Origin of the sequence: Ulvibacterium sp. (assembly GCF_965248315.1) — a bacterium.
In the GTDB taxonomy this organism is placed as follows: Bacteria; Bacteroidota; Bacteroidia; order Flavobacteriales; family Flavobacteriaceae; genus Ulvibacterium.
In genome coordinates this window covers 3,420,636-3,443,973 of record NZ_CBDFIX010000002.1, presented here as the reverse complement: position 1 = coordinate 3,443,973, position 23,338 = coordinate 3,420,636, and the positions used below count along the sequence as shown (strand labels likewise).

The window sequence follows — 23,338 nt, the reverse complement described above, 5'->3', positions numbered from 1 at the left end:
AGGTGAATAGTAGCCTTTGTTTGCGGTAAATCTCAACTATAAACTTTTCCGCTACCTTTGTTTTGTGTTAGCAAAATTCAAGAAACATATCAAAAGAAAATTTCCTGAGTTGCTAGGGAAACCATTTCTTCTGGCTTGTAGCGGGGGAGTGGATAGTATTGTATTGACCCATCTCTGTCACCATGCCGAATTGGATTTTGCCATAGGCCATTGTAATTTTCAGCTACGGGGCCCGGAAAGTGACCTAGATGAAGTATTTGTAAGGGATTTGGCTTTTGGAATATCTAAATCTTTTTTTTCAACTCGTTTTAAAACAATGGATTATGTTGAAAAAAATAAAGTATCAGTTCAAATAGCTGCACGTGAACTTCGGTATCAATGGTTTGCTGAGGTAATGCAGGAAAACCATATTGAAATTTTGATGACGGCCCATCAAGCGGATGATAATTTGGAGACCTTTATGATCAACCTTTCCAGAGGTACGGGAATTGATGGTCTTACCGGTATTCCCGAAAAGACGGATACCTTGGCACGACCTTTATTGCCTTTTACCAGATCCCAGATTCTAGCATATGCCAAAGTTGAAAACTTGGCATGGCGTGAAGATAATAGCAATTCGGACACCAAATATTTACGGAATAAAATCCGGCATGAAATTGTACACAAACTAAAAGAGTTGCACCCAACTTTTTTGGAAAACTTCAAAAATACCCAACAATATATCAAAGGTACCTCCAAGTTGGCCGCGTTATACATAGATCAGATCAGGAGGGCTATTTTTCAGCATGAAGATGGGATAACTCGGATCAGTGTGGCCTCCGTATTGGAATTAGAGCCTTTGGACACCCATTTGTTCGCTCTCTTCAAGGGATATGGTTTTACGGAATGGAACGATGTAAAATCCTTGCTTACCGCCATGAGTGGAAAAGAAGTACGCTCTAAGACGCATAGAATGGTAAAGGACCGGGATTTTCTTTTGTTGGCTGAAATCAAGGAAGAAAATACAAAGGATTATAACATTTCGAATGATGTAGAGGAAATCCATACCCCGATCCACTTAAAGGTAAGCCAAGTACTGCATGTTAAGGAAACCTCAAAGAATGTACTATATGTGGCCAAGGAAACGTTAAAGTATCCACTGACCTTAAGGAAATGGCAAAAAGGCGACTATTTTTATCCTTTGGGAATGAAGGGCAAAAAAAAAGTCTCCAAATTCTTCAAGGATGAGAAAATGGATGCCATTTCCAAAGAAAAACAGTGGTTGCTGTGTTCTGGGGACGCTATTGTTTGGGTGGTTGGAAAAAGAGCTGACGAACGTTTTAAGGTTGTGCAAAATACCTGTGAGATTGTAAAATTCGAATTGAAGACATGAAAAACATAGTACTTTTTATAGTATTGGTTTTTAACGGTTTATTGTCCTTTGCACAGGATGACGAAAACCCTGTGCTTTGGTCCCATGAAGCCAACAAAATCTCGGATACCGAATATGAGCTTGTGTTTACGGGAAAAATCCATGAGGGCTGGCATGTATATTCCCAACATACAGCTGAAGGGGGTGCATTTCCTAGCGAATTCAAATATGAAGGGTCCGGCAAAGCTTATGAACTCGTCGGAGAAACCGAGGAGAGCGAAACAATTACCGAATACAGTGATATTTTTGAGGTCGACGAAACCTTTTTTAAGGAAATAGTTGTATTTACCCAAAGAATTCGATTGTTAAATCCAGATGTTCGACAAATTGATGTAAACCTCTGGTATCAAGTCTGCAAGGAAGTTTGTATTCCTGCTGAAGCGGACTTTTCATTTCCTTTGGATGGAGGTGCCGTCACTACTGAAGAGAAGATAATTGACGAAAAAAGTGAAGCCTTAAGTGCTTCGCTACGATTGAATTTAAAGAACAAAGAGCTTCTGCGAGATGTCGAGATTGGGACTTCGGAATCCAAATCCGGCCTATGGACTATTTTTGGTCTCGGTTTCTTGGGTGGACTAATTGCGCTGTTGACCCCTTGTGTTTTTCCCATGATACCGCTTACGGTCTCATTTTTTACAAAACAGTCCCAAAAAAAATCCAAGGGAGTGGCCAATGCATTATTGTATGGTTTTTTTATCATATTGATTTACTTTTTATTGAGCGTTCCTTTTCATCTTTTTGATTCCATCGATTCCCAAATATTGAATACCATAGCCACTAATATTTGGCTCAACCTCTTTCTCTTCTTGGTATTTGTGTTCTTTGCCTTTTCATTTTTTGGTTATTATGAGCTTACCTTACCGAGTTCATGGGCCAATGCCATGGATTCTGCTTCCAACAAGGTGGGTGGTGGATTGGGGATTTTCTTTATGGCGGTTACCTTGGCTATTGTCTCTTTTTCCTGTACAGGCCCCATTTTAGGTGGATTATTGGGAAGTACCACTTTGGCCGAAGGTGATGTGGCCACCAATCTATCCGCAGGAATGTTGGGCTTTGGAATGGCTCTGGCCTTGCCCTTTGCCCTTTTTGCCCTTTTTCCGGCATGGCTGCATTCGCTGCCCAAATCTGGGGGATGGATGACCACGGTGAAAGTGGTATTGGGCTTTTTGGAGTTGGCCCTAGCCTTTAAATTCCTTTCCAATGCCGATTTGGTTGGGAATTGGGGAATCTTTAAAAGAGAGATTTTCTTGGGCATTTGGATTGTATTGTTCCTGCTCTTAGCACTTTATCTTTTTGGAATTTTTCGCTTTTCCCATGACGGACCTAGGCAGAAATTATCGCCTTTACGAATAAGCACAGGAGTGGTAAGCGTGGGATTTTCCTTGTATCTAATTTTAGGCTTGTTCAATGCCTCCAGTTTAAAATTGCTTAGTGGTTTTCCACCTCCGGATTTTTATAGTGTAAAGTCCATCGAGAGTGATTGTCCCTTGGGCATTGATTGTTTTAAGGATTTTGAGGAAGGTCTTTCCTATGCCAAAGAGGTCAATAAGCCCATACTATTGGATTTTACGGGTTGGGCCTGTGTAAACTGCCGTAGGATGGAAGAAAAGGTATGGAGCGAACCGAATATATATTCCGTTTTAAAGGAGGATTACGTCCTTATTTCCTTGTACGTGGATGACCGTAAGGAGCTTCCGGTATCGGAACAGTTCAATTTTAAATTCGATTCTGGCCGGGTGAAGTCCATAAAGACCATAGGTCAGAAATGGGGTACGTTTCAGACGATAAACTTCAACGCTGCCTCCCAGCCATATTACGTTCTTATGACTTCAGATTTGGAAGTACTCAATTCGGCGGTACAATATACCGATAAGAATACCTATCGCAATTGGCTACAGAAAGGGTTGAGAAATTTTGAACAAACAAAAGGGGCTATTGCCAAAGTTCCACAGCTCTGAAATCATTCTTGCTTTTGATGGATACAACAAAATGAACCTCTAAAGGTGTTTTTTATTGTTGGGAATACCCCTATCTTAACTGTAAAAATGGTACGGATGGGAAAATTTAAAATACTTGGATGGATTCTTTTGACAGTCCTGGGTATTTTCATTTTATGCGGAGGGATATTCATTAATTCACTTACCCCTACCTACGAAGGAGAGCAGCAACTTTCTGGTCTTTCCAAAGAAGTAGACGTATACTACGATACCTACGGCATTCCACATATCTACGGCAATACCAAAAAGGATGCCATTAAAGCATTGGGTTATGTACATGCGCAAGACCGATTATGGCAAATGGAATTATTACGAAGGGTAGGCAGGGGAGGTCTTTCGGAAATCTTTGGAAGGGATTTGGTAAAAACCGATCAATTTTTTTTGTCCCTAGGAATTGATGATGCCTCTTTGAAAACTGTGGCTTCGCTTGATATGGACCATGAAATGGTTCAGCTTGCCCAGGCCTATTTGGAAGGCGTAAACCAATTTATTTTAAGCGGGCCCACGCCCTTGGAATTTTATCTTACAGGGCTTAAAAAAGAGCCTTTTACGTTGAGGGACATCTATAATACCGTTGGGTATATGGCTTTTAGCTTTGCAATGGCCCATAAGACAGATCCCTTATTAACGAATATAAAAAACCAGCTAGGCCCGGAATACCTCAAAGACTTGGAAATTGATGTGGATACCAGTACTACTTGGATTAAAAATCACATGGGATTTCCTAATGATTCTGTGCAAAACACCATTACTGCTATGGTTTCGGATGCTCTGGAACAAGTAGCACTTCCGTTTTTTGAGGGAAGCAATGGCTGGGTAATTTCACCCACGAAGACCAAGAACGGAAAAGTCATTTTTGCCAATGACCCCCATATTGGTTTCGCGCAACCCGCCGTATGGTTTGAGGCCCATGTAGTAACACCTACCTATGAAAAGTACGGCTATCATATGGCCGGTATTCCCTTCCCAATTTTGGGACATAATCGCGAATTGGCCTATGGGATGACCATGTTCGAAAATGACGATGTGGATTTTTATTTTGAGGAACCACATCCCTCTGATAGCTCAAAATACAAAACGTCCGATGGATGGTCCGATTATGAAAAGGTTTCCAAAACCATAAAAGTGAAGGATTCCTCCGATGTTTCCTTTCATTTTAAAAAAACGGTCCATGGCCCAATACTCAACGGAATAGCTGACCAAATAACCGGCGAACGCCCCATAAGCATGTATTGGATTTACACAAAAGAAGAGAATAAAGTAATGCATGCCCTGTATGATATGATCCACGCCTCCAATATTCAGGAGTTTCAGTCTGCCCTAACCAATATCCATGCGCCTGGTCTCAATATCATGTATGGCGATGCAAAAGGAAACGTGGCTTGGTGGGCTACGGCCAAGTTGTATCAAATTCCTGACGGCCTGCAGACCAAATTGATTTATGAACCCCTTGCCGGGTTGCCTCTGGAAAGGGAATATTTGGATTTTTCGCAAAACCCCCAGGCAATAAACCCACCATGGAATTATGTGTACTCTGCCAACAATCAACCGGATTCCATTGCAGGGATGTTATACCCTGGATATTACCTGCCCGAGAATCGTGCACGAAGAATTGTTCAATTGTTGGAACAAAAAGATGATTGGGACAGGGAAGCGGTAGCCGAAATGATTACCGATGTCACATCCCCGGCACATCCCGAGATTGTGGATAATTTGGTAAAATCCTTGGATTTAAAACAGCTAAATAACCTGCAAACTAAGGAGTTGGACGCATTGGTTGCCTGGCAGGGTGACTATCCCTTGGAAAGCACTGAGGCTACTGTTTTTACACTATGGATCTATCATTTCCTTAAAAATACATTTGCCGATGAATTGGGGGACGAATTATTCCAACAGGTTTTGGAGACCCATTTCCTTAAAAGGTTGATTGCCCCTATGGCGGCAAAATCAAATTCAGTCTGGTGGGATGATATCGGGACACCCGAGGTCTTGGAGACAAAAAAAGAGATTGTACAACAGTCCTTCGCACAGGCACTGGAATCCTTGGAAGAAGAATTTGGCTCCGACAGAAGAAACTGGTCATGGGATAAGGTGCATACGGTGGAGCATGGTCATCCTATCGGCCAAGTGGCAATTTTTCGTTCCTTCTTCAATGTAGGCCCTTTTCCTGTAGATGGCACAAGGGAGGTCATAAACAATATGAAGTTCAACTTTGACGAAACCGGACGTTATAATGTGGGTTCCGGGCCTTCCACTCGCAGGATAATCGATTTTTCAGATATCGAGAATAGCATCAGTATACTGCCTACCGGTCAATCCGGGAATCCATTTAGTCCCTACTATGAAGACCAGGCCCAAATGTACATTAATGGTGAATTCCGAAAAATGATGATGAATCGGGAAGAAATAGAAGCAACTTCAAAATCTTTACTTACATTTAAGCCTACACAAGATTAACATATATGCTTACAAAGGTTTATGGGAGTGCCGTTTTTGGGGTTGAGGCCACGACCATAACAGTGGAAGTCAATGTAGATAGGGGAGTGGGGTATCACTTGGTAGGCCTTCCGGACAATGCCATTAAGGAAAGCAATTACCGAATCGCGGCTGCCTTGCTCAATAACGGTTACAAGATTCCAGGCAAAAAGATTACCATCAATATGGCTCCGGCCGACTTACGAAAAGAGGGCTCGGCCTACGATCTTACGCTGGCTGTTGGGATATTGACCGCTTCCGGGCAGATCCAGTCCGAAAACTTAGAGAAGTATATCATCATGGGCGAACTGTCTTTGGATGGCAGCCTACAACCTATAAAAGGTGCTCTTCCCATTGCCATAAAGGCTAGGGAGGAAGGGTTTACCGGATTTATCCTTCCCATGGAAAATGCTAAGGAAGCGGCCATAGTATCCGATTTAAGGGTCTTTGGGGTGGACAACATCAAAACGGTCATTGATTTTTTTGACACAGGAAAACCTTTGGAGCAGGTAATTGTGGATACCCGTGAGGAGTTTTATAAAAACCTTGATTTTCCCGAATTTGATTTTTCGGATGTCAAAGGTCAGGAAAGTATAAAACGCTGTATGGAAATTGCAGCTGCTGGTGGGCATAATATTATCTTGATCGGCCCACCTGGTGCAGGAAAAACCATGCTGGCCAAACGTTTGCCCTCCATTCTTCCGCCTATGACGCTGCATGAGGCCTTGGAAACCACCAAAATCCACAGTGTGGTGGGCAAGATTAAGAATATGGGGCTTATGAGCCAACGCCCTTTCCGGAGTCCCCACCATACCATTTCGGATGTAGCCTTGGTTGGTGGTGGGGCCTATCCACAGCCTGGGGAAATATCCCTTTCGCACAATGGCGTATTGTTCCTGGATGAATTGCCCGAGTTTAAAAGAGGCGTTTTGGAGGTGATGCGGCAACCCCTGGAAGATCGGGAAGTAACCATCTCCCGGGCCAAGTTTACGGTAACCTATCCCAGCAGTTTTATGTTGGTCGCCAGCATGAACCCAAGTCCCGGAGGCTATTTTAACGACCCGGATGCCCCGGTCACCTCTTCCCCGGCAGAGATGCAACGGTATTTGGGAAAAATTTCCGGTCCGCTGCTGGACCGTATCGATATCCATATTGAAGTGACACCCGTACCCTTCGAAAAATTGTCCGAGGACCGGAAAGGGGAGGGTAGTGTAGAAATCCGGAAAAGGGTAACGGCAGCACGGGAAATCCAGACCCGGCGTTTTGAGGAATTGGACAATGTACATTATAATGCCCAGATGAATACCAAACAGATCCGGGAATTCTGTAGGTTGGATGAGGCCTCAAAGGAACTGCTCAAAAAAGCAATGGAGCGATTGAACCTTTCTGCCAGGGCCTATGATCGTATCTTAAAGGTCGCCCGAACGATTGCCGATTTGGAAAACAAAAGCAATGTCAACGGCAACCATATTGGAGAGGCCATACAATACCGGAGCTTAGACCGCGAAGGGTGGTTGGGTTGATAGGTACTACTGTGACATTCATACCAAGTGCGAATCTAATGAACTTACTGGAAAAGTCAGCAGCATCATGTTTATATCCAAAATTGTGCCCTACTTTATGGGAGAAGGTTCTTGTTATACTGAAATGGCCCACAAAAGCAGCAAACCCCTAATCAGGGTTGATAAATTCCTGAATAGAGGATGATTCTAGAACATTCCCCTGTTTTTATCTGTAAACGCTATTACCATATCTGAAGCCTAAAGGTTTCTTCACATTATCACTTCTTGAAAACCATATTTATGTAACTTGGGATTTGATTAGTAACAATCTATAAAAAATTAAAACTCGTATTGATTAGGGTCGTTCCAAATATAAGATTATATTTAAAGTAGGCTTTAAGGGCAAGTTAAGCCCAAAGTTTGGTAATAATTCATGTTTGGGATATTACACTCTATAGTCTTAGAAACATTCCGAGCAGATATTGTCATATTGTGCTTTCCACATTTTACCGCTTCAAAATCCCTCAAAATTATATGCCACAGCTCTAGACTTGACTTGATACTAAATAAGAAAAAAATGAAATTGATAAGATTGGTGTTCTACTGCTTCGTTCTATTGCTGATGGGTTGTTTAGGTGAACACAGATCAAGTTCTAATTCAATTGCCATAAAGACCATTCGGAAGCATATGGATACCACCATTCCAGTATATGATCGTTATGCCATAGTAAAGTTGCCGCTGGATAAAGGTCAAAAAGTTTGGAATCCCGGTGTTTTGGAACTTCGGTCTGACAATATCCTTTTCGCAGCTAATTTGACAGGTGAGATTTATAGCTTACATGACACCAACGGAGATGGAATAGAGGACAAGGCCAAACTATTTTGTGATGTTAAAAAAGACGGGTTCAGAAGCCCAACAGGTCTGGCGTTTAAAGGAAGGGATTTATATGTTGGATTGCCCCAACAAATAAGAGTTTATAGGGATTTGGATAATGATGACGTTGCCGATACCAGTTTTGTGTACTTTGATCAAATACCTTTTAGCGACCATCCCTATGAATACACCACTGGATTAAAATTTGACGATGCCGGCTGGCTGTATTTTACACTTACTACCGATTCGTGGAACGCTGGAGCAAGCCCAGACCCTTTGAAATATAGAGGGGCCATATTAAAAGCTTCGCCAGATGGCAAAACGGCCAAAATTGTAGCTACTGGCATAAGATCGGTTTTTGGCATGGCTTACGATAAAGAAGGTGAACTTTTTTTTTCTGATAACGAAGGAGGCCAAAATCAAACTGAGGAATTGCACATACTTAAAGAGGGCAGTTTTTATGGTCACAATGAGGAAAAATATGGTAAGGTATCTGTAAGACAACACCTGGCAAATCTCAATTATGAAGTCGCACCTGCCGAAATGCAGTTTGTTCAAGATGGAGGTGAAGAATACTTATACGTTGCATACTATGGCCCAGGAGAATATTGGAAAAGAGGAGGTGTAACTAGGATAAAAGTGAATAAGCTAGGCACTGATTCGATTCAAATACAAGAATCTCCTATTGCCGATATTCCTAAAGCTGCCGGATTGGCCATCAATGATAAAGGTGAAATCTATGTGAGCTCTGTTGGCGAAACGGATTACTGGTACATTTCTAAAGAAGAGGAAGATGGAACGATATATAAACTTATCAGACAAGATTGGATTAAGCCGAAAACCATTGCGAACAAAGATTTGAATCAAAAAAATGTAGATAAAAGTACCATAGAAAAAGGGGCTTTTATATTTGCCGAAAGGGCCTGTAGTTCTTGCCATTCTATTGATGGAGTCTCAGAAATGTTGGGGCCGGATTTAAAGGACATTTCTAGCGTATATGATAGGGAAGAACTGGTTGAAGAAATCAAGTATCCCTCGAAAAGATTGAAACCCGGAGACTTCCCGACAAAAATAACAACCGTAAACAATACTGTGTTTTTGGGAAGGGTTTTAGCGCGAAGCGAATTTGAAGTGAAAATAATATTGATCGGCAATAGTATTAAAACAATCCCTGTAAATGATATTAAAGCAATGGAACAGCTAGAGGAATCGTTAATGTATACAGGATTGCTTAACGGCTTGGACGAAGACGAAATAAACTCCTTGGTGTCTTACCTAAACACTTTATAATTAGTTGTTAATTCTGTGTGGTTAATATGCTGGTCCACAGTTGAGTATAAGTATCTTGCTTTTAAGTAACCGTAGTTTAATCTACGTACAATGAAAATGAGTAACTAAGGTAGCCCATACCATAGCTGATTTGGAAAACAAAAGCAATGTCAACGGCAACCATATTGGAGAGGCAATTCAATATCGGAGTTTGGATAGAGAGGGCTGGCTAGGATAGTTTTCAGTACATAAAACCCTTTATGAATATTTAAGATTTGTTATCTTAGAGAGGTAAATGCTTCATATTGAACATCCAACATAGTATACTTGTTGGATAACAAAAATATTCTTTGGTTATGGAGATAATCAACTTTTATAAATTCGTTGAAGGGAACCCTCTTTTTAGGCAGATGTCAGTGGATGACGTTTTGTTTACCGCATATGATTGCCCCCTAGAGGGATCACCTGTGGACTACTCCACGGAAAAGAATTATTTCTGTTATGTTTTTGTTGGTGGAGGAAGATGGAAAACCCCAACCGATGAGTATATTTTAAAGGCTGGAGATGCTGCGTTTCTGAAAAAGGGAGTGCATCGCGTATTTAAAATACTCAATGGCGATTTCTGTGCCCTGCTAATTTTTATGCCAGATGAGTTCATAAGTTCGGTTCTCAGGAATGAAACTAATTTGTTCATTAATGAAACCCTTGAGGAGCAAACAGATTCGGTAATTCCTTTGGCGTTGAATCAAAGCCTGATACATTATTTCAATTCATTAATGGGTTACTTTTCACAAGCTTCCCCACCCTCAAAAAGCTTACTCAAGGTAAAGTTCAAAGAGCTTATTGTCAATATCGCGACTAGTGGTCATAACCCTCTTGCCACAAAGTGCTTCAAAGAAATTGCCGCCTCAGGAAAGAAATCGTTGAAATTGGTTATGGAGGAGAATTTTATTTTTAATTTGAAATTAAAGGATTTTGCCAAATTGTCTAACCGAAGTCTAGCAAGTTTTAATAGGGATTTTGTAAAGACATACAGAACAACACCTGGGAAATGGTTGAAAGGGAAACGACTCGATTACGCCAAATATCTATTGGAAACAACCGACCTCAATATTAGCGAAATAACCATTGAGTCGGGTTTCGAGAATACATCACATTTCATACGCACGTTCAGAGAACGCTTCCACAGTGCACCATTGGCGTTCAAAAAGCAACGGCTAATCAAAGTCTGAACTGGCATTCGACTGAGATTTTCAGTATATCATTTGATATTCTGAGCATATTTTGACTTTTAGCTATTTCCTAATATTGTATTCTCATCTAATAAGAAGCGATATGGAAATTATACGCAGACTACAGAAAAATACCCTATTGGCAATTATATTGATTCTCTCATTTTTGCAGGGCTGTGCACCACAAAAAAAGGATATTTCAGTTTATTCTGGAGAGATTGTAACGATTTGGAACAAGAAGGTCATTGATTTTGCTATTGCCGAAGATAATTTATTTACTCTAAAAGGTGTCCGAACCACATCAATGATGCATGTAGCAATGCATGATGCACTTAATGCTATAGCGCCCAAATATACCACTTATGCTTATAAGGGAAATGCGCCGGATGCCAATCCGATTGCAGCAGTTGCACAGGCAGCCTATGATGTGGCTGTCGATCAATTCCCTGATCGGAAGGATGAATTGGACCAAGAGTTAGACTACTGGTTGAGTATGGTTGAAGACGGAGATTCGCAGAAGGATGGTATAAGTCTGGGTAAGGCTTCAGCGAATGCCATCTTAAAAATACGCAATAATGATACCTGGAATGAACAGTCAGAATACACGTGGCATCCCATGGCTCCTGGTGTTTATGCTGAGTTCAATGAGCATAGCGGCACCCCCGAAGGGTTCATATTTGGTGCGGGTTGGTCAAAAGCAAAAACATTTTTATTGAAGAGCTCTGATCATTTCAGGTCTCCTCCACCTCCAGAAATTACTAGTAATGATTATACCAAAGCTTTCAATGAAGTAAAAGAAGTTGGTGCCTCCGTAAGCACGACGAGAACTAAAGATCAGGCTCATTTTGCCATGTGGTGGAAGGAGTTCATTGAAATATCCTTAAATAGATTAGCCGGTGATCTTGTACAAAAGGAAGGAATTGACCTTTGGACGGCGACAAGGTCATTTGCTCTATTAAATATGACTATTTACGATGCCTATGTATGTGTTTTTGATAACAAGTTTTTCTATAATCATTGGAGGCCATATACCGCTATACGTTGGGCTGCAAATGATGGCAACCCAAATACGGATCCAGATACAACGTGGAATACGCTTCATAATCACACCTATCCGTTTCCTTCATATCCTTCTGCGCACGGCTCGGGAAGTGGTTCTGGCATGACTGTGTTGGCAAAAACGTTGGGATTTGGCGATGATTATGCCTTCACCATGGTAGTCCCGGAAGTGGATAGCTCCGGGCCGATGTCCGATAAAATGAAAATGGATCCGCCAGAACGTTCATTCAATAGTTTCTCCAAGGCGGGTCTTGAAGGTGCCATGTCTCGACTTTATTTGGGAATCCACTTTAGATACGATTCAGAAGAGGGGAATAGGTTAGGGGTGAAAATAGGCGAATACGCATGTCAAAATTTTCTGAAACCGTTGAAATAATTTAAAACAAGTCAGCTATTAACACCAATTACACCTTTGAGCTATCCAATACGGGTGGTTGGTTTAAGAGAGTTGGCTGGGCCAGTTGTAAAATAACAAACTCCAAATGACAAATTCGAAATCACAAGTCCAAAACTAGAAGTACGAAATACGAAATTGGAAGTTTGAATTGCTGAAAAAATAGCTTTTTTACAAACGCTAAACGCTAAACGCTAAACGCTAAACGTCAAGAACCAAAAAATCAAAACTTAACATTTAATCCTTGTGTTTGAACTTGAGCCTGAGCTTGAATTTCAACCTTGTATTTTGGATTTTGAGATTTGGAATTTCTACCTATGTATTAATTAAAAAGATTTTCTTTATTTTTAGGCTGTTCCCGAAAAAAATACCGCAACGTATAATAATCAACAAATTAATGGGTTTAATATTCATAAGTCCTATGTCTTACCAAATCAAGACAAAAGCTATTTTTGCACATGAACCGATTTAAAATCTTCGCCGGTTTGGCGACTTTGTTTCTTTTCTTATTTGTTCTGACGTTATGCAGCAATAATTCCTTTACAGCCACAAACTCTTCAATAGAAACTTCGAATAAAAATATCTATATATCTATAAAACAGGACAATACAGTTTTTGATAAAGAACTACAGACCGCCTTGCAAACGGCCGTTGACTCCTATTTTAGTGAGGCCATAGCCGCCGGGGAAGTTGTGGGTGCCGGCGTAAGTATTGTAAATGGGGAACAAGTACTCTTGGCGGACGGATTCGGAATAAAGAATAGCCTTACAGGCAAAAAGGTAGACGGGCAAACGGTCTTCCGATTGGGTTCGCTTTCAAAAGGATTTACAGGAGTGCTTGCTTCAGATCTAAAAAGTGAAGGAAAGTTGACCTGGGAGGACAGGGTCAGTGACTACATTCCCGAATTTGAGTTAGGGGATCGCGAGAATACTGAAAACATCACCTTGGCCCATTTATTATCACATACCTCAGGGGCACCCTATCACAGCTACACAAATCTGGTGGAGGCTGGGCTATCCCTGGACGAAATCGCAGGCAGATTTGCTGAGGTAGAGCCTATAAGCAAGCCTGGGGAAATGTATAGCTATCAAAATGCGCTTTTTGCGCTTTCCGGGGAAATGATGAAGAAGGTTACTGGACAGGAGATTACCACATCCTTGGAAGAACGTTTTTTCAAACCGTTGGAAATGTGCGCGACCACTATGGACTTTGAAGCCCTCGGGAAGACAGGGAACAAGGCCAAACCACATGTTAAAGCAAGGCGTGGGTGGAAATCCGGCAAGCTAACCGACTCCTACTTTAATGCCGTTGCTGCCGGAGGTATTAACTCTAATGCCGAGGATATGGCCAAATGGATGCAGTTTTTGCTGGGTCATCGTCCCGATGTAATGACAAGCGAGGCATTACAGGAAACCTTTACGCCATTTGTTGAGATACCTGGGAGACTGAAGTACTATCAACGCTGGCCCGGACATATGGCCTCGTATTACGGTTTTGGCTGGAGGATTCATACCTACAGATCAGGTAATCCAGGGATCGAAAACACCATGTGGCACCATGGGGGAAGTGTTAACCGCTTCCGCAATGAAATAGCGGTCTTTCCTGATGAAGATCTGGGTATTTGCGTTCTGTTGAATAACCAATCCAGGATAGCCCAGCACGTGATTACTGACCTTTACAATATCGTTCAGGAGATTATTGGGGTCCACGCTGGCGAAACACCTCCGAATCAGTCGGTGGTCAGCTCCCAACCCTCTGGATCAGCAGGGACGTGAACTTAATCACAGACAGGAATGTAATCCTTCTTCCGTAAGAAATCCCAAATTCCAAGCACAAAACTAGAAGTACGAAATACGAAATTGGAAGTATGAAGTATGGAAAATAAAACAACTTAAACTCGAAACCCGCAACCTAACATTTGAACTTGAACCATATTCGTGGAATTTGATTCTTGAATTTCCATAAAATACCAAGTACGGGTAAATAAATATTTTCACTTCCCACTTCGGGCATTAGCGCCTTCCGTAAATCGAAAATATGCGCCTTAGAACCGTATTAGAAGTGCCCCTTCTATTTTTATCGCGATATTCGGGGATTGGAAAAGCAATTTCTATGAATGCAAGGTATATCCGTATCGATGCCCCGGACCAGCAGATGGAACATTGGTTGCACAATAAGTACTGCCATGAAAAGCTGTATCTAGACATCTGCAGCGGTTCGGTTCCGTTTCATAAGCGACCGAGGGGAAAGGAACTTTTGGAAGATAAAAACATTACCTATGTCAGTGTCCGTGCTATCGATAGGTTAGGGCGCAACCTAATGGATATTCTATCCACCTTACGGTATTTTGACGACAACGGGATTATCCTTAAAGTGGATGACCTTGACTTGGAATCCCTAGTTGTTGGAAAGCCCGATCCCACCTTTAAACTCATAATAAGCGTATTGACCAATATTGCGGAAATGGAACGCAGAAACCTGCAGGAACGCCAGAGGGCAGGTATTGAACTGGCAAAGGCCAAAGGCGTCTATAAAGGTAGAACCAAAGGTTCCAAGAAATCCAAGGAAGAGATTCTAGCCAAGTACAGTCACGTCATTAGGCGACTAAGGGAAGGCCATACCATGCGAAATACGAGCAGGTTATGCGATGTTAGTTTGGGAACCGTGCAGAAGGTGAAGGCCTTGATCAAATAATACAAAAACTCAATATAATGACCCTTAGCTCTGCCATTTTCGCGACTTCTACGGAATAGAGAGAAACCTGGTTTCCACAATTTTGTAACAATTGCTTTTTACCATACTCTTTATGCCAAAGCATAAAGAATGATAGATAAAAAAGAGAAATACCATTTTTTTCTTCGAGGAATGGTAGTAATAGGGACAATTGTTATGAGTTTAACCCCTTTGGATTGCTTAGGGCAAATGAATGAACTTTTTGATGGCGTAAAAATGTCCGATAGTCCGGAAATGGTAAAGAGGAGTATGGATAAACTTTGTAAATCGGCATATCAAATAGACATAAACACCGAAGAAATTGCTTTTCCTTTGGCCCAATTTACCGAACAACATCTCGTATGTTCGGATTGTAGTAGGTACGACTACTACTTTTTTGATAAGATAGTGTTTACTTTTTCGGATGGCCAATTGAATTTCATTTCGGCAAAAGGGGATGGCGTTTCCAAGATTTCCGATATTGAGTTTTACAAAGGATACAAATTCTATACGGGAAAGGATAACATGGTGGTAAATGAAAAGGAAAACGAAGCTTTTTTCCTTACAGAGGAGGGGCTACATACCAATCTATTTGCCTGGAAAAACCCATACCTGACTACAGAGAAAATGGTCACAAAGTATACGGCGTCGGGTAAGATTCCAGAGATTTTCAAATTTGGGGCATCGATACAAGAGCTTAAACCTCGGCTTGAGAAGATGACCACTCTTTTAGATGAAAGGGAATTTCCCAATGGCGAAACCCAGTTCAACTGTTTTGGAATGGAATATGCCGGCTTCCCTAGGAAGATAGAGGCAAAATTCAATGCCGAGGGTAAGCTTTACTTACTTTGGATCCTTACGGCAAAACAGGAGGAAAGTAGAGTCAGGAAAGCCTTAATTAAAGCCTACGGAACCCCGATTTTCGTAAACGATACCTGGGAAGTGTTCCATGATTGGCAAGTAAGCCTTAGAAAGGACAAACCGGAAATATTAGTGGTATCCAAAGAAGGTGCGGACAAACATAAAAAAGAGGTCACGAAAAAATAAAGGAAGGCACCATTAGTCGTTTCTCCTTTGATAGTTGATGCTTAAAAGTTCATATGGCCGATTGAAGGCACCAAACCTCAAATGTCAATCGGGATGAATTGTAGTTATTTTCTTGAGATTTGAATTTAAGATTTAGAATTTTGAACTATCAAACTTGAGCTTGATACTTGAGTTTGCATTTTCACTTGTCTTTTTTATGCATACTCCAATTCTTGTAACTTGGAAAGCGCTTCCGATTTGGAATTGACATCCAGTTTTAAGTAGATGTTCTGTATATGAAAATTTACCGCACTGGTCGTAACGAATAGTTTTTCCGCTATAGTCTTATATGTGGCACCTTGGCAAAGGTAATCGATAACCTGGTTTTCCCGTTCCGAGAAATACTGCCTTGATTTTCTTTGGAAGATGGAAATAATCATTTTGGCAATGTCGCTACTTAAAGTTGCGCCTTCACGCTCTACGGCGTCCAGGGAATTGAATAGACTTCTTTCATTTAAAGGTTTGGTTACATAGCCATTGGCTCCAAACTTAAATGCTTTCTTGATTAGCTCAAAATCATTACTGGAACTCAACATTATAATTTTGACATCGGGGTCCTTTTCCCTAAATAACGGAATACTTTCAATTCCACACCGGTCCGGTAATGCTATTTCCGAAAAGATAACATCTGGAAATATGTGATCATATGCGCATAGGGCATCTTTTATGGTGGGGTAGACGCCCTTTAACGCATATTCCAGAAACGAGTCAAAGTAGGTTTCATAGGTGTTGTGAAATAATTGTTCATGGTCTATAATAACAATTTTTAGTGGGTCCTGGTTCATAATGATTTGGGTTTTGTGACATACCCGTGAAACTTGTTACAGCCATGGGCAGCCGTGGTTGTGGGGAAATTGTGGTTGAAAATCTTGGTAACATCATATTTAATCGTAAAATAATATAGCACAAGTAGATATGGCCCTATAATCCATACGAATTATGGGTAACGTCCATGACCAAGGTATACTATAGAACCTTGTAATGTGGACTTTTCCTTTAATAGGGCATAAAGCCTAAATGGAATAGTATCCCTTTTTGCACTAAAAGAATCAATGTGCTTTGTGCAATAAGCTATGCTTAAAGCACATAAATGGGATTACAAATGCGCCGGTTCATCCTTTGTACAGACTTTAGGATATCTCCTTGTCTTTGGGTGGTGGCCAACGCTACTTTTTTGGCTGAAACTAAAATGTAGACGTGTTTTCATTTAGTGGGATTTGGGTTAGACAATAGTTTTCTATGCTTTTATCTGATTCTAAACCTAGATAAAAAAATTAAAAAAAACATATAGGATGTGCGTATTTTCGTTCAAATGCACACTTTATAGGGTTTTTTATGCAGTTGGTCGAGGAACCGACCGATTGGTTTGTGGATGAAAAATAGTTACATTAAAAACGATTCCATCGCATCTGGCAGGGACCAGCCTCTGGGCAAGGTCACAAAATTGGGTAAGGAAATCATAATTCGGGGGTTACGTATTGTTATATAATGCAAACGGTAGGTTTGATCTATATATTGTGCTAAAGGAGATAAAAATTTGGTGGGCCTAAATAGAAAATAGCGGGGACAAGCCCCGCTATTTTTTTACCCAGTTTCCAACCACAAAAACTAGGACCCACTAATCATAATTTCTTTTAATCTCTTTATTTCACTCCGAATATGAATTGTAAACTATGGCAGAATTGTTATCGGCTACCTCCATTATCCATTTCTCATCTTGGTATTTTCCATCCAGATCAGATACAAAGGCCGTTCTCGCCTCATCCTTGAAATTGAAATCGGCTAAATACACATAGTGCAGTTCATTTTCCTTATTGTAAAAATGCCTAGCATCCAGACCTTGGTCTTTTAAACGCTTCATAAAGGCATTTAAGTATTTCTTGTTCTTATAAACATTAGCTATTACATAATAACCGGATTTTACACCTACTACATCGGATTGATCCAATACCTTTATAGGCAGCTCTTCAAAATCCTTCCGTTTTGTATTTTCCAAAACAGCAATGGGGTCATTGTAATTTCTTGTAATCTTATTTTTAACAGGGCGTACGATTTCCTTGTTTTTCAAACTCTTCTTGACCGGATTCTCAGTCTTTGTTGTCGAAGCCAGTTGTGTATGTACAGGACTGTTAGGTTCCGGTGAAAGGGCCTTTATACTATTTTTTACATCATTTCGCAACAAGCGTACCATAGTCTCGAACCGTTTCTCGAATGCCGCGGTACGTGCTGTCTCAATGGAATCTTGCCTTAGGATGAGTTCATCCAAGATCAATCGGTTTTCGTAGGCCAAGGAGCCCGTATACTCCTCTGCCGAACTTATATGCGCTTCCTCTTTGGTTTTTGACTTTGCCCTATCTTTCTTGGCTAATTTATTCCTCTTCGATAGCTGGTTTGTTAAATCCTGAGTGTTCCCTTGAGCCAATTTTTTGTTCTCTTCGATCAGTTTTAGAATCTGCTCTTCATAGTTTCTAACAATGCCGTCTATCTTATGGTCTTCGGAAGCATCTACCAAACCGCCAAGACTGGTAGTGCGATCCTGAAAGGTGTAAGCCAAGGATACTTCATGGTTCCAGCCCAAATCCGTTTCTTGGGTGGTGATATCTTTTTCCACCAAATAGCCTATGGACATTTTTTTGTTCAGATTTACCCCGAACCCCATTGCTAATCCGTAGGTGTTATCATAGTTGGTCTGCAACCAGCCATAGTTTGGCAAATCAAGTAATAGGGAACCCACGTAGGCTAAGCTTCCATCCGGGTTTTTACCCAATTGTGCCAGTGGCATTAAACGGGCGTCTTCAAATAATCCACGTGTTGCATCAAATGAATGTGTGTATTGTAAGGAAGCCTTAAGGCTCTTATCATTAAGACTGGTTAAAAAAGTATTGGTAGTCTGATTGTAACGTAATAAATCTGTGGCATATAGGCCAAAATCGAACTTGCCAAGGGAAAGTGTGATTCCAGGCTGAATGGCCAGATTACTCTCCTTTCTGGACTCGTTGATTCTTTCATCCGATTCCGTTGCAACAATTCGATTTTGATCCAGTCCTTTGTTAAAATACGTAATATTGGTTCCAAAACTAAGTCTGCTCGAAGGGCTCAATCGTACTGAAGTAGCATAGTTGGCATTAAAACCGAACTCTTGCACTACACCTAGCCATTGGGTATAGGCACTGATGCCCAAAGCGGTATTCTCGTTCAACTTGTTGCTAAAACCAAGAAAGTAATTTTGGCTGTTATCCTCAAAAGTGGCGTATTGATTTCTATGTAACAAGTTTATATAGGACTTGTTTTCCCTCACCAATGAAAATGTAGGATTGATCAGGAACCTATTAAAAAACAATTGATTGTGATAAGTACTGCTGGAGCTCAGAGTGGATTCTTCCTCCTGGCCGTAGGCAGCCTGAATTTGTATTACTGTGGAAAATAGAATCAGAAGACCTATTTTATTTGTCAAATTAATAATACGGCTCATCTTGACTAATATTATGGTTGTGCTATCGGATAAGGTTCCGATATACCTTCTTTGTTTACTACAGTTGGAGTTTGGGTAGTGGACCCGTGAAATCCAATTGCTTAATTACTATCCCCTATATATCTTATGGATTTGTTCATGTACTGGTATTCTCGTTGAACGCGATATATAATCGGGGATAGCAGGGGTTAAAAAATTTATTTATTATTCGTCTTCAAAAACAGTGGAAGAGTAATCGATGTTGTTTTCGCTGTACAATGCCTCAAGAATATCATTTTCACTTTTTAGATGCGATCTGTATTTTTTATGGTCTAACGTAAAAGCGATACGTTGTACATTGTCCTTGTCCTTTCCGCGATTGGATACTACATAGCCTTGTCGATCCCGAGTTGGAAGAACCAGGGAAAAATCATCTTCCTTACTATTGATATCGCTACCAAGGTTCACGGACCAATCGACTTTTTTGCTACCTACTTGGGCCATATGCAAATCCAGGCCACCATAACCGTTTCGTCCGTCGGAGGCAAAGAACAACGTGTTGTCGGCTGCCAAGTTAGGATACAGGTCGTTCTTTTTGGAGTTCACTTTTTCCCCTAGGTTTTTGGCAACTCCAAATGTGCCGTCTTCGTGTATCGTGGAAACGTAAATATCATATTTTCCATAGGTTCCCGGCATGTTTGAGGCAAAGAATAAACGTTTACCATCCTCTGAAACAGTGGGATGCGTTGCGGAGTAATGCTTAGGACATAAAGCGACTTCCTCTATGTTTTTCCATTGACCATTTATTTTCTCTGCCTTAAATATTTTCTGTACACTTTCTTTTTTGGAGAAAATACCATACTCTGGCTTTATTAAAACGGCTTTGGTGAAATAAGCAACGGTGCCATTGGCCGTTAAGGCCACGGGCGCCTTGTAGGTATTTGGATCGTTTGTTGTATTGTCCAACAAAGCTTCAAGGCTATGGTCCATAGGCTTTTCGGCACTTGTGATAAGCTCTCCGTTCGGACCGAATTCAAAATCCCAGTATTTGCTGGTCGATTTGTCCTCCAATTGATAGTCTGCCTTAACATCAGCTACCCAGTCGTCATTATCTGACCGATCTGATGTAGCAATTCCAGAGGTCTTCACGAGTGCATGCTCGTACCTTTTTTGATAACTCGTTTTAAGTGAGCCGTTTTTGCTAACATCCTTTAATTTGGTGTACCAAAAAACGGCATTCTCATAGTTCTCGGCCAAAAAATTGGCGTTTCCCAAGTCTTCAAAAATCGCTTGGTCATCATATCCCATTTTTTTCATTTCTAGATAACTGTCCAGCTGCTTATAGGTACTATAAAGGTCCAGAACGTTAGAATTGGGTTTGTTGGAATGTTGAGCGGATAATGAACAACATAAGAAGAGTAGAATGCATCCTAAGATGCGGCTGTGGGTTGTAGAATTTTTCATAGTGGATCGATAAAGGGTTAATAATCTCCGACAAAGTTCACAAAATGTCTCGACCCCTTACTTAACAAAAATTCATAGGTTTTGTGCTGTTTTAACCCCTATTTTGTTAAAATCGAACCCTAAATACTCTACTAGCAATACATTGAAAATTGATTAAAATACCTGTAAATCAGTACCTTACTAGTGATTTGCGCTATTATTTTGAAGAACCTATGAAAATGCGGATCTAAAATCAAGTTAGATTTTGAATAACTGGCCTACTTTTCCACATTGATCAAAACAGCTTCACAACTTTTTAAATCCGAATTGAGAACAATATTTTCGGAGTCCTCCCCATCCACTATTTCAATAGAAACCGTATTAGGTGGAAATTTACCTAGATTGTGGGCATAAAGAAAGAGATCGTTGGGCTTGCTGGCATCCAATTGTACTTCAAAAGTCTTTTTTCGGTACTCCAGATAATATTCTGATACTATTGCAACCCCATTAAGGTATATGGAAACAATGTCCCCATCCTTTCGTCCATGATCCCAAAGATTGATTCGTATCTCTTTGCCCTTCACGGTCAATTCTTTTACGTAGGCAAGCTTTCGACCCTCAAAAGTATTACGAACAACCGGTTTTTCAGCTGGTTTTGGCGCTACTTTTTTTATAGGCCGGGGAGCTTTATTAATGGTGAAAAACGATGTGGCGTATTTGGCGATACTGTACTTATCGTCAGGGAAGAGTTCAATACCGATAACCCTATAGTTGTCTCCCGCAGGCAATCCTCTGTGCAGTACAATTCCTTCCGCATATTCCGAATTTTCAAAAATACCGAGTTCTTGTACTACCATATCGTCCTTGGACAAATAAAACTTTATGGTTTTATCCCGTTCAATGTTCCTTGTGGTCCATTTCAATGTCACTGTGTCCGCAGTGGTCCAGATGGTTTGGCTATGGGGGTAGGTAATTCTGATAGCGGTCTTTGCCACAATACTGGGCCCATCCGTTTTGAGAAAAACCGGAAGACTATTGTTAGCAAAAGCGCTTGGTATGGGCAATAGGCCAATACCCAAAACTAGAAGAACAGCAACAAAGTATTTAAAGGTTGAATTCACTTATAAAATTCCTTGAAATAGGTTTTTGATATAGAATTAACGAAAAAAAGAATGTAGTATTGTAAAAACTAGTAATACAGAGATAATTTTCTCATAAAATATCATGAACTCTTTCATCCAAGCATTCTTAAAAGCTAGGCGGTAGTCCCGAAATCGATAGGAACATAATCGTATTGACTCCCTTTTACATCTTTACCAGACAGTCCTTGGCCGCCGACTTATACACCGCTTCAACAACGCGAATATCACGTAATCCTTCTTCACCGGGAACAATCAAGGCTGTATTGTTCTTAATGGCAAGGGCATCATCGTCCATTTGTTTGGCTTGTTGATTTTCCAAAGGAAAATTAATTTGAGTTCCGTTGGACATTGAACCTTTATTTCCACTATAGGAGGAATGAGGCTCCATTTTTACCCACCCTTTGTCATAGGTAATGTTCAAGTGGTTCATGCGGATGCCGTAGCTGGTATGACATGCAGCTCTTGCCCCGCTGGGAAATTCCAATTGGAACATAGCGGTTTCCTCCACTTCATGGTATATCTCGGGACGTGTGGTAAAGGTCTGGGCCAGAACGGAAACAGGTTCTTCTCCGGTCGCCAGTCGAGCTCCCTGAATGGCGTACACCCCCATATCGCCCATTACACCCCCGCCCATAGCCTTTCTTTGCTTCCAGTGATTGGACCGTCCATCAAAATATCCTGCTGCGGAAGTAACCATTTTTACGGGCCCAAAAGGCTTTTCCTTGGCTGCCTTCATATAGGCCTGAATGTTCGGGTCATGCTGGCATCGATATCCGATAGATAACTTTACTTTATTGTCCTTACAAGCCTTGATCATAGCCTCGCAATCGGAAACGGAGGGCGCCATGGGTTTTTCGCACCAAACCTGTTTACCGGCATTTGCGGCTCGTATGGTGTATTCCGCGTGCATGGAAGGAGGCAGCACTACATAAATGATATCTATATCCGAATTGTTGGCGACGCCATCAAAATTTTCATAGGAATAGACATTTTTATCTTGGATACCATATTTCTCTTGCCATACCGGGATTTTTTCCGGACTTCCGGTAACAATCCCCTTGAGTTCGCAATGTTGGGTCAATTGAAGTGCAGGTGCAAGAATATCGGTGCTGTAATACCCTAGACCTACCAAGGCGACGCCTAGTTTTTTATTTTGTGGTCTTGTGGAGGATATCAATATATTGGGAGCTAGTGCCATTGCAGCGGCCAGCATACCTGTTTTTCGTAGAAATTCTCGTCGTTGCTTTTCCATACTTTCTCGATTTTGACTAAAAAGTACGACAAGAATTTG

At 41.0% G+C, this 23,338-nt stretch carries 15 protein-coding genes and 1 pseudogene; 11 read left to right on the top strand and 5 right to left on the bottom strand.

What is annotated here, in order from left to right:
• Window positions 1–109 precede the first annotated feature (109 nt).
• The 11 genes and pseudogenes from tilS to ACP2AF_RS16270 all read left to right on the top strand — a co-directional run bounded on the left by tilS (window position 110) and on the right by ACP2AF_RS16270 (window position 15,972).
• Window positions 110–1,372 carry a tRNA lysidine(34) synthetase TilS gene (gene tilS, locus ACP2AF_RS16320; RefSeq protein ID WP_425237218.1) on the top strand — a complete coding sequence of 421 codons (1,263 nt, stop codon included), beginning with the start codon at window positions 110–112 and terminating at the stop codon, window positions 1,370–1,372.
• The gene (locus ACP2AF_RS16315; protein ID WP_425237217.1) at window positions 1,369–3,369 is read left to right on the top strand and encodes a cytochrome c biogenesis protein CcdA; all 2,001 of its coding nucleotides are present in this window, start codon (window positions 1,369–1,371) and stop codon (window positions 3,367–3,369) included. The genes tilS and ACP2AF_RS16315 overlap by 4 nt, the downstream gene beginning before the upstream one ends.
• Before the next feature lie 96 nt (window positions 3,370–3,465).
• Window positions 3,466–5,865, top strand: coding sequence for a penicillin acylase family protein (locus ACP2AF_RS16310; RefSeq protein ID WP_425237216.1), 2,400 nt, complete (start codon window positions 3,466–3,468; stop codon window positions 5,863–5,865).
• A gap of 5 nt (window positions 5,866–5,870) precedes the next feature.
• Window positions 5,871–7,406, top strand: coding sequence for a YifB family Mg chelatase-like AAA ATPase (locus ACP2AF_RS16305; protein ID WP_425237215.1), 1,536 nt, complete (start codon window positions 5,871–5,873; stop codon window positions 7,404–7,406).
• A gap of 556 nt (window positions 7,407–7,962) precedes the next feature.
• Complete coding sequence (locus tag ACP2AF_RS16300; protein ID WP_425237214.1) at window positions 7,963–9,549, top strand: DUF7133 domain-containing protein; 1,587 nt, start codon at window positions 7,963–7,965, stop codon at window positions 9,547–9,549.
• Window positions 9,550–9,649: 100 nt separating this feature from the next.
• Window positions 9,650–9,766 (top strand): annotated as a pseudogene (locus tag ACP2AF_RS16295) (hypothetical protein); the annotation flags it as partial.
• Between the two features lie 118 nt (window positions 9,767–9,884).
• The gene (locus ACP2AF_RS16290; RefSeq protein ID WP_425237213.1) at window positions 9,885–10,760 is read left to right on the top strand and encodes a helix-turn-helix domain-containing protein; all 876 of its coding nucleotides are present in this window, start codon (window positions 9,885–9,887) and stop codon (window positions 10,758–10,760) included.
• A gap of 103 nt (window positions 10,761–10,863) precedes the next feature.
• Entirely contained in the window at window positions 10,864–12,195 is a 1,332-nt protein-coding gene (locus tag ACP2AF_RS16285) for a vanadium-dependent haloperoxidase (protein ID WP_425237212.1), read from the top strand.
• 476 nt (window positions 12,196–12,671) lie between these two features.
• Entirely contained in the window at window positions 12,672–13,988 is a 1,317-nt protein-coding gene (locus ACP2AF_RS16280; protein ID WP_425237211.1) for a serine hydrolase domain-containing protein, read from the top strand.
• A gap of 337 nt (window positions 13,989–14,325) precedes the next feature.
• Window positions 14,326–14,907, top strand: coding sequence for a recombinase family protein (locus ACP2AF_RS16275; RefSeq protein WP_425237210.1), 582 nt, complete (start codon window positions 14,326–14,328; stop codon window positions 14,905–14,907).
• Between the two features lie 129 nt (window positions 14,908–15,036).
• Window positions 15,037–15,972 carry a hypothetical protein gene (locus ACP2AF_RS16270; RefSeq protein ID WP_425237209.1) on the top strand — a complete coding sequence of 312 codons (936 nt, stop codon included), beginning with the start codon at window positions 15,037–15,039 and terminating at the stop codon, window positions 15,970–15,972.
• 194 nt (window positions 15,973–16,166) lie between these two features.
• Here the strand turns inward: ACP2AF_RS16270 and ACP2AF_RS16265 are convergent, their stop codons facing one another.
• The 5 genes from ACP2AF_RS16265 to ACP2AF_RS16245 form a co-directional block, all read right to left on the bottom strand.
• Window positions 16,167–16,796, bottom strand: coding sequence for a response regulator (locus tag ACP2AF_RS16265; protein WP_425237208.1), 630 nt, complete (start codon window positions 16,794–16,796; stop codon window positions 16,167–16,169).
• An 863-nt stretch (window positions 16,797–17,659) separates the two neighbouring features.
• Window positions 17,660–19,483, bottom strand: a complete 1,824-nt coding sequence (locus ACP2AF_RS16260; protein WP_425237207.1) for a PorP/SprF family type IX secretion system membrane protein — start codon at window positions 19,481–19,483, stop codon at window positions 17,660–17,662.
• 204 nt (window positions 19,484–19,687) lie between these two features.
• Complete coding sequence (locus ACP2AF_RS16255) at window positions 19,688–20,926, bottom strand: cell envelope biogenesis protein OmpA (protein ID WP_425237206.1); 1,239 nt, start codon at window positions 20,924–20,926, stop codon at window positions 19,688–19,690.
• Between the two features lie 257 nt (window positions 20,927–21,183).
• Complete coding sequence (locus ACP2AF_RS16250) at window positions 21,184–22,026, bottom strand: hypothetical protein (RefSeq protein ID WP_425237205.1); 843 nt, start codon at window positions 22,024–22,026, stop codon at window positions 21,184–21,186.
• A gap of 184 nt (window positions 22,027–22,210) precedes the next feature.
• Window positions 22,211–23,299: a Gfo/Idh/MocA family protein gene (locus ACP2AF_RS16245; RefSeq protein WP_425237204.1), complete on the bottom strand. Its 1,089-nt coding sequence runs from the start codon at window positions 23,297–23,299 to the stop codon at window positions 22,211–22,213.
• Window positions 23,300–23,338: the final 39 nt, after the last annotated feature.

Excerpts from the sequence above, each read along its gene's own strand:
- ACP2AF_RS16315 (WP_425237217.1), top strand. The coding sequence starts at position 1,369 with ATGAAAAACATAGTACTTTTTATAGTATTGGTTTTTAACGGTTTATTG.
- ACP2AF_RS16310 (WP_425237216.1), top strand. The coding sequence starts at position 3,466 with ATGGGAAAATTTAAAATACTTGGATGGATTCTTTTGACAGTCCTGGGT.
- ACP2AF_RS16305 (WP_425237215.1), top strand. The coding sequence starts at position 5,871 with ATGCTTACAAAGGTTTATGGGAGTGCCGTTTTTGGGGTTGAGGCCACG.
- ACP2AF_RS16300 (WP_425237214.1), top strand. The coding sequence starts at position 7,963 with ATGAAATTGATAAGATTGGTGTTCTACTGCTTCGTTCTATTGCTGATG.
- ACP2AF_RS16290 (WP_425237213.1), top strand. The coding sequence starts at position 9,885 with ATGGAGATAATCAACTTTTATAAATTCGTTGAAGGGAACCCTCTTTTT.
- ACP2AF_RS16285 (WP_425237212.1), top strand. The coding sequence starts at position 10,864 with ATGGAAATTATACGCAGACTACAGAAAAATACCCTATTGGCAATTATA.
- ACP2AF_RS16280 (WP_425237211.1), top strand. The coding sequence starts at position 12,672 with ATGAACCGATTTAAAATCTTCGCCGGTTTGGCGACTTTGTTTCTTTTC.
- ACP2AF_RS16275 (WP_425237210.1), top strand. The coding sequence starts at position 14,326 with ATGAATGCAAGGTATATCCGTATCGATGCCCCGGACCAGCAGATGGAA.
- ACP2AF_RS16270 (WP_425237209.1), top strand. The coding sequence starts at position 15,037 with ATGATAGATAAAAAAGAGAAATACCATTTTTTTCTTCGAGGAATGGTA.
- ACP2AF_RS16265 (WP_425237208.1), bottom strand. The coding sequence starts at position 16,796 with ATGAACCAGGACCCACTAAAAATTGTTATTATAGACCATGAACAATTA.
- ACP2AF_RS16260 (WP_425237207.1), bottom strand. The coding sequence starts at position 19,483 with ATGAGCCGTATTATTAATTTGACAAATAAAATAGGTCTTCTGATTCTA.
- ACP2AF_RS16255 (WP_425237206.1), bottom strand. The coding sequence starts at position 20,926 with ATGAAAAATTCTACAACCCACAGCCGCATCTTAGGATGCATTCTACTC.
- ACP2AF_RS16245 (WP_425237204.1), bottom strand. The coding sequence starts at position 23,299 with ATGGAAAAGCAACGACGAGAATTTCTACGAAAAACAGGTATGCTGGCC.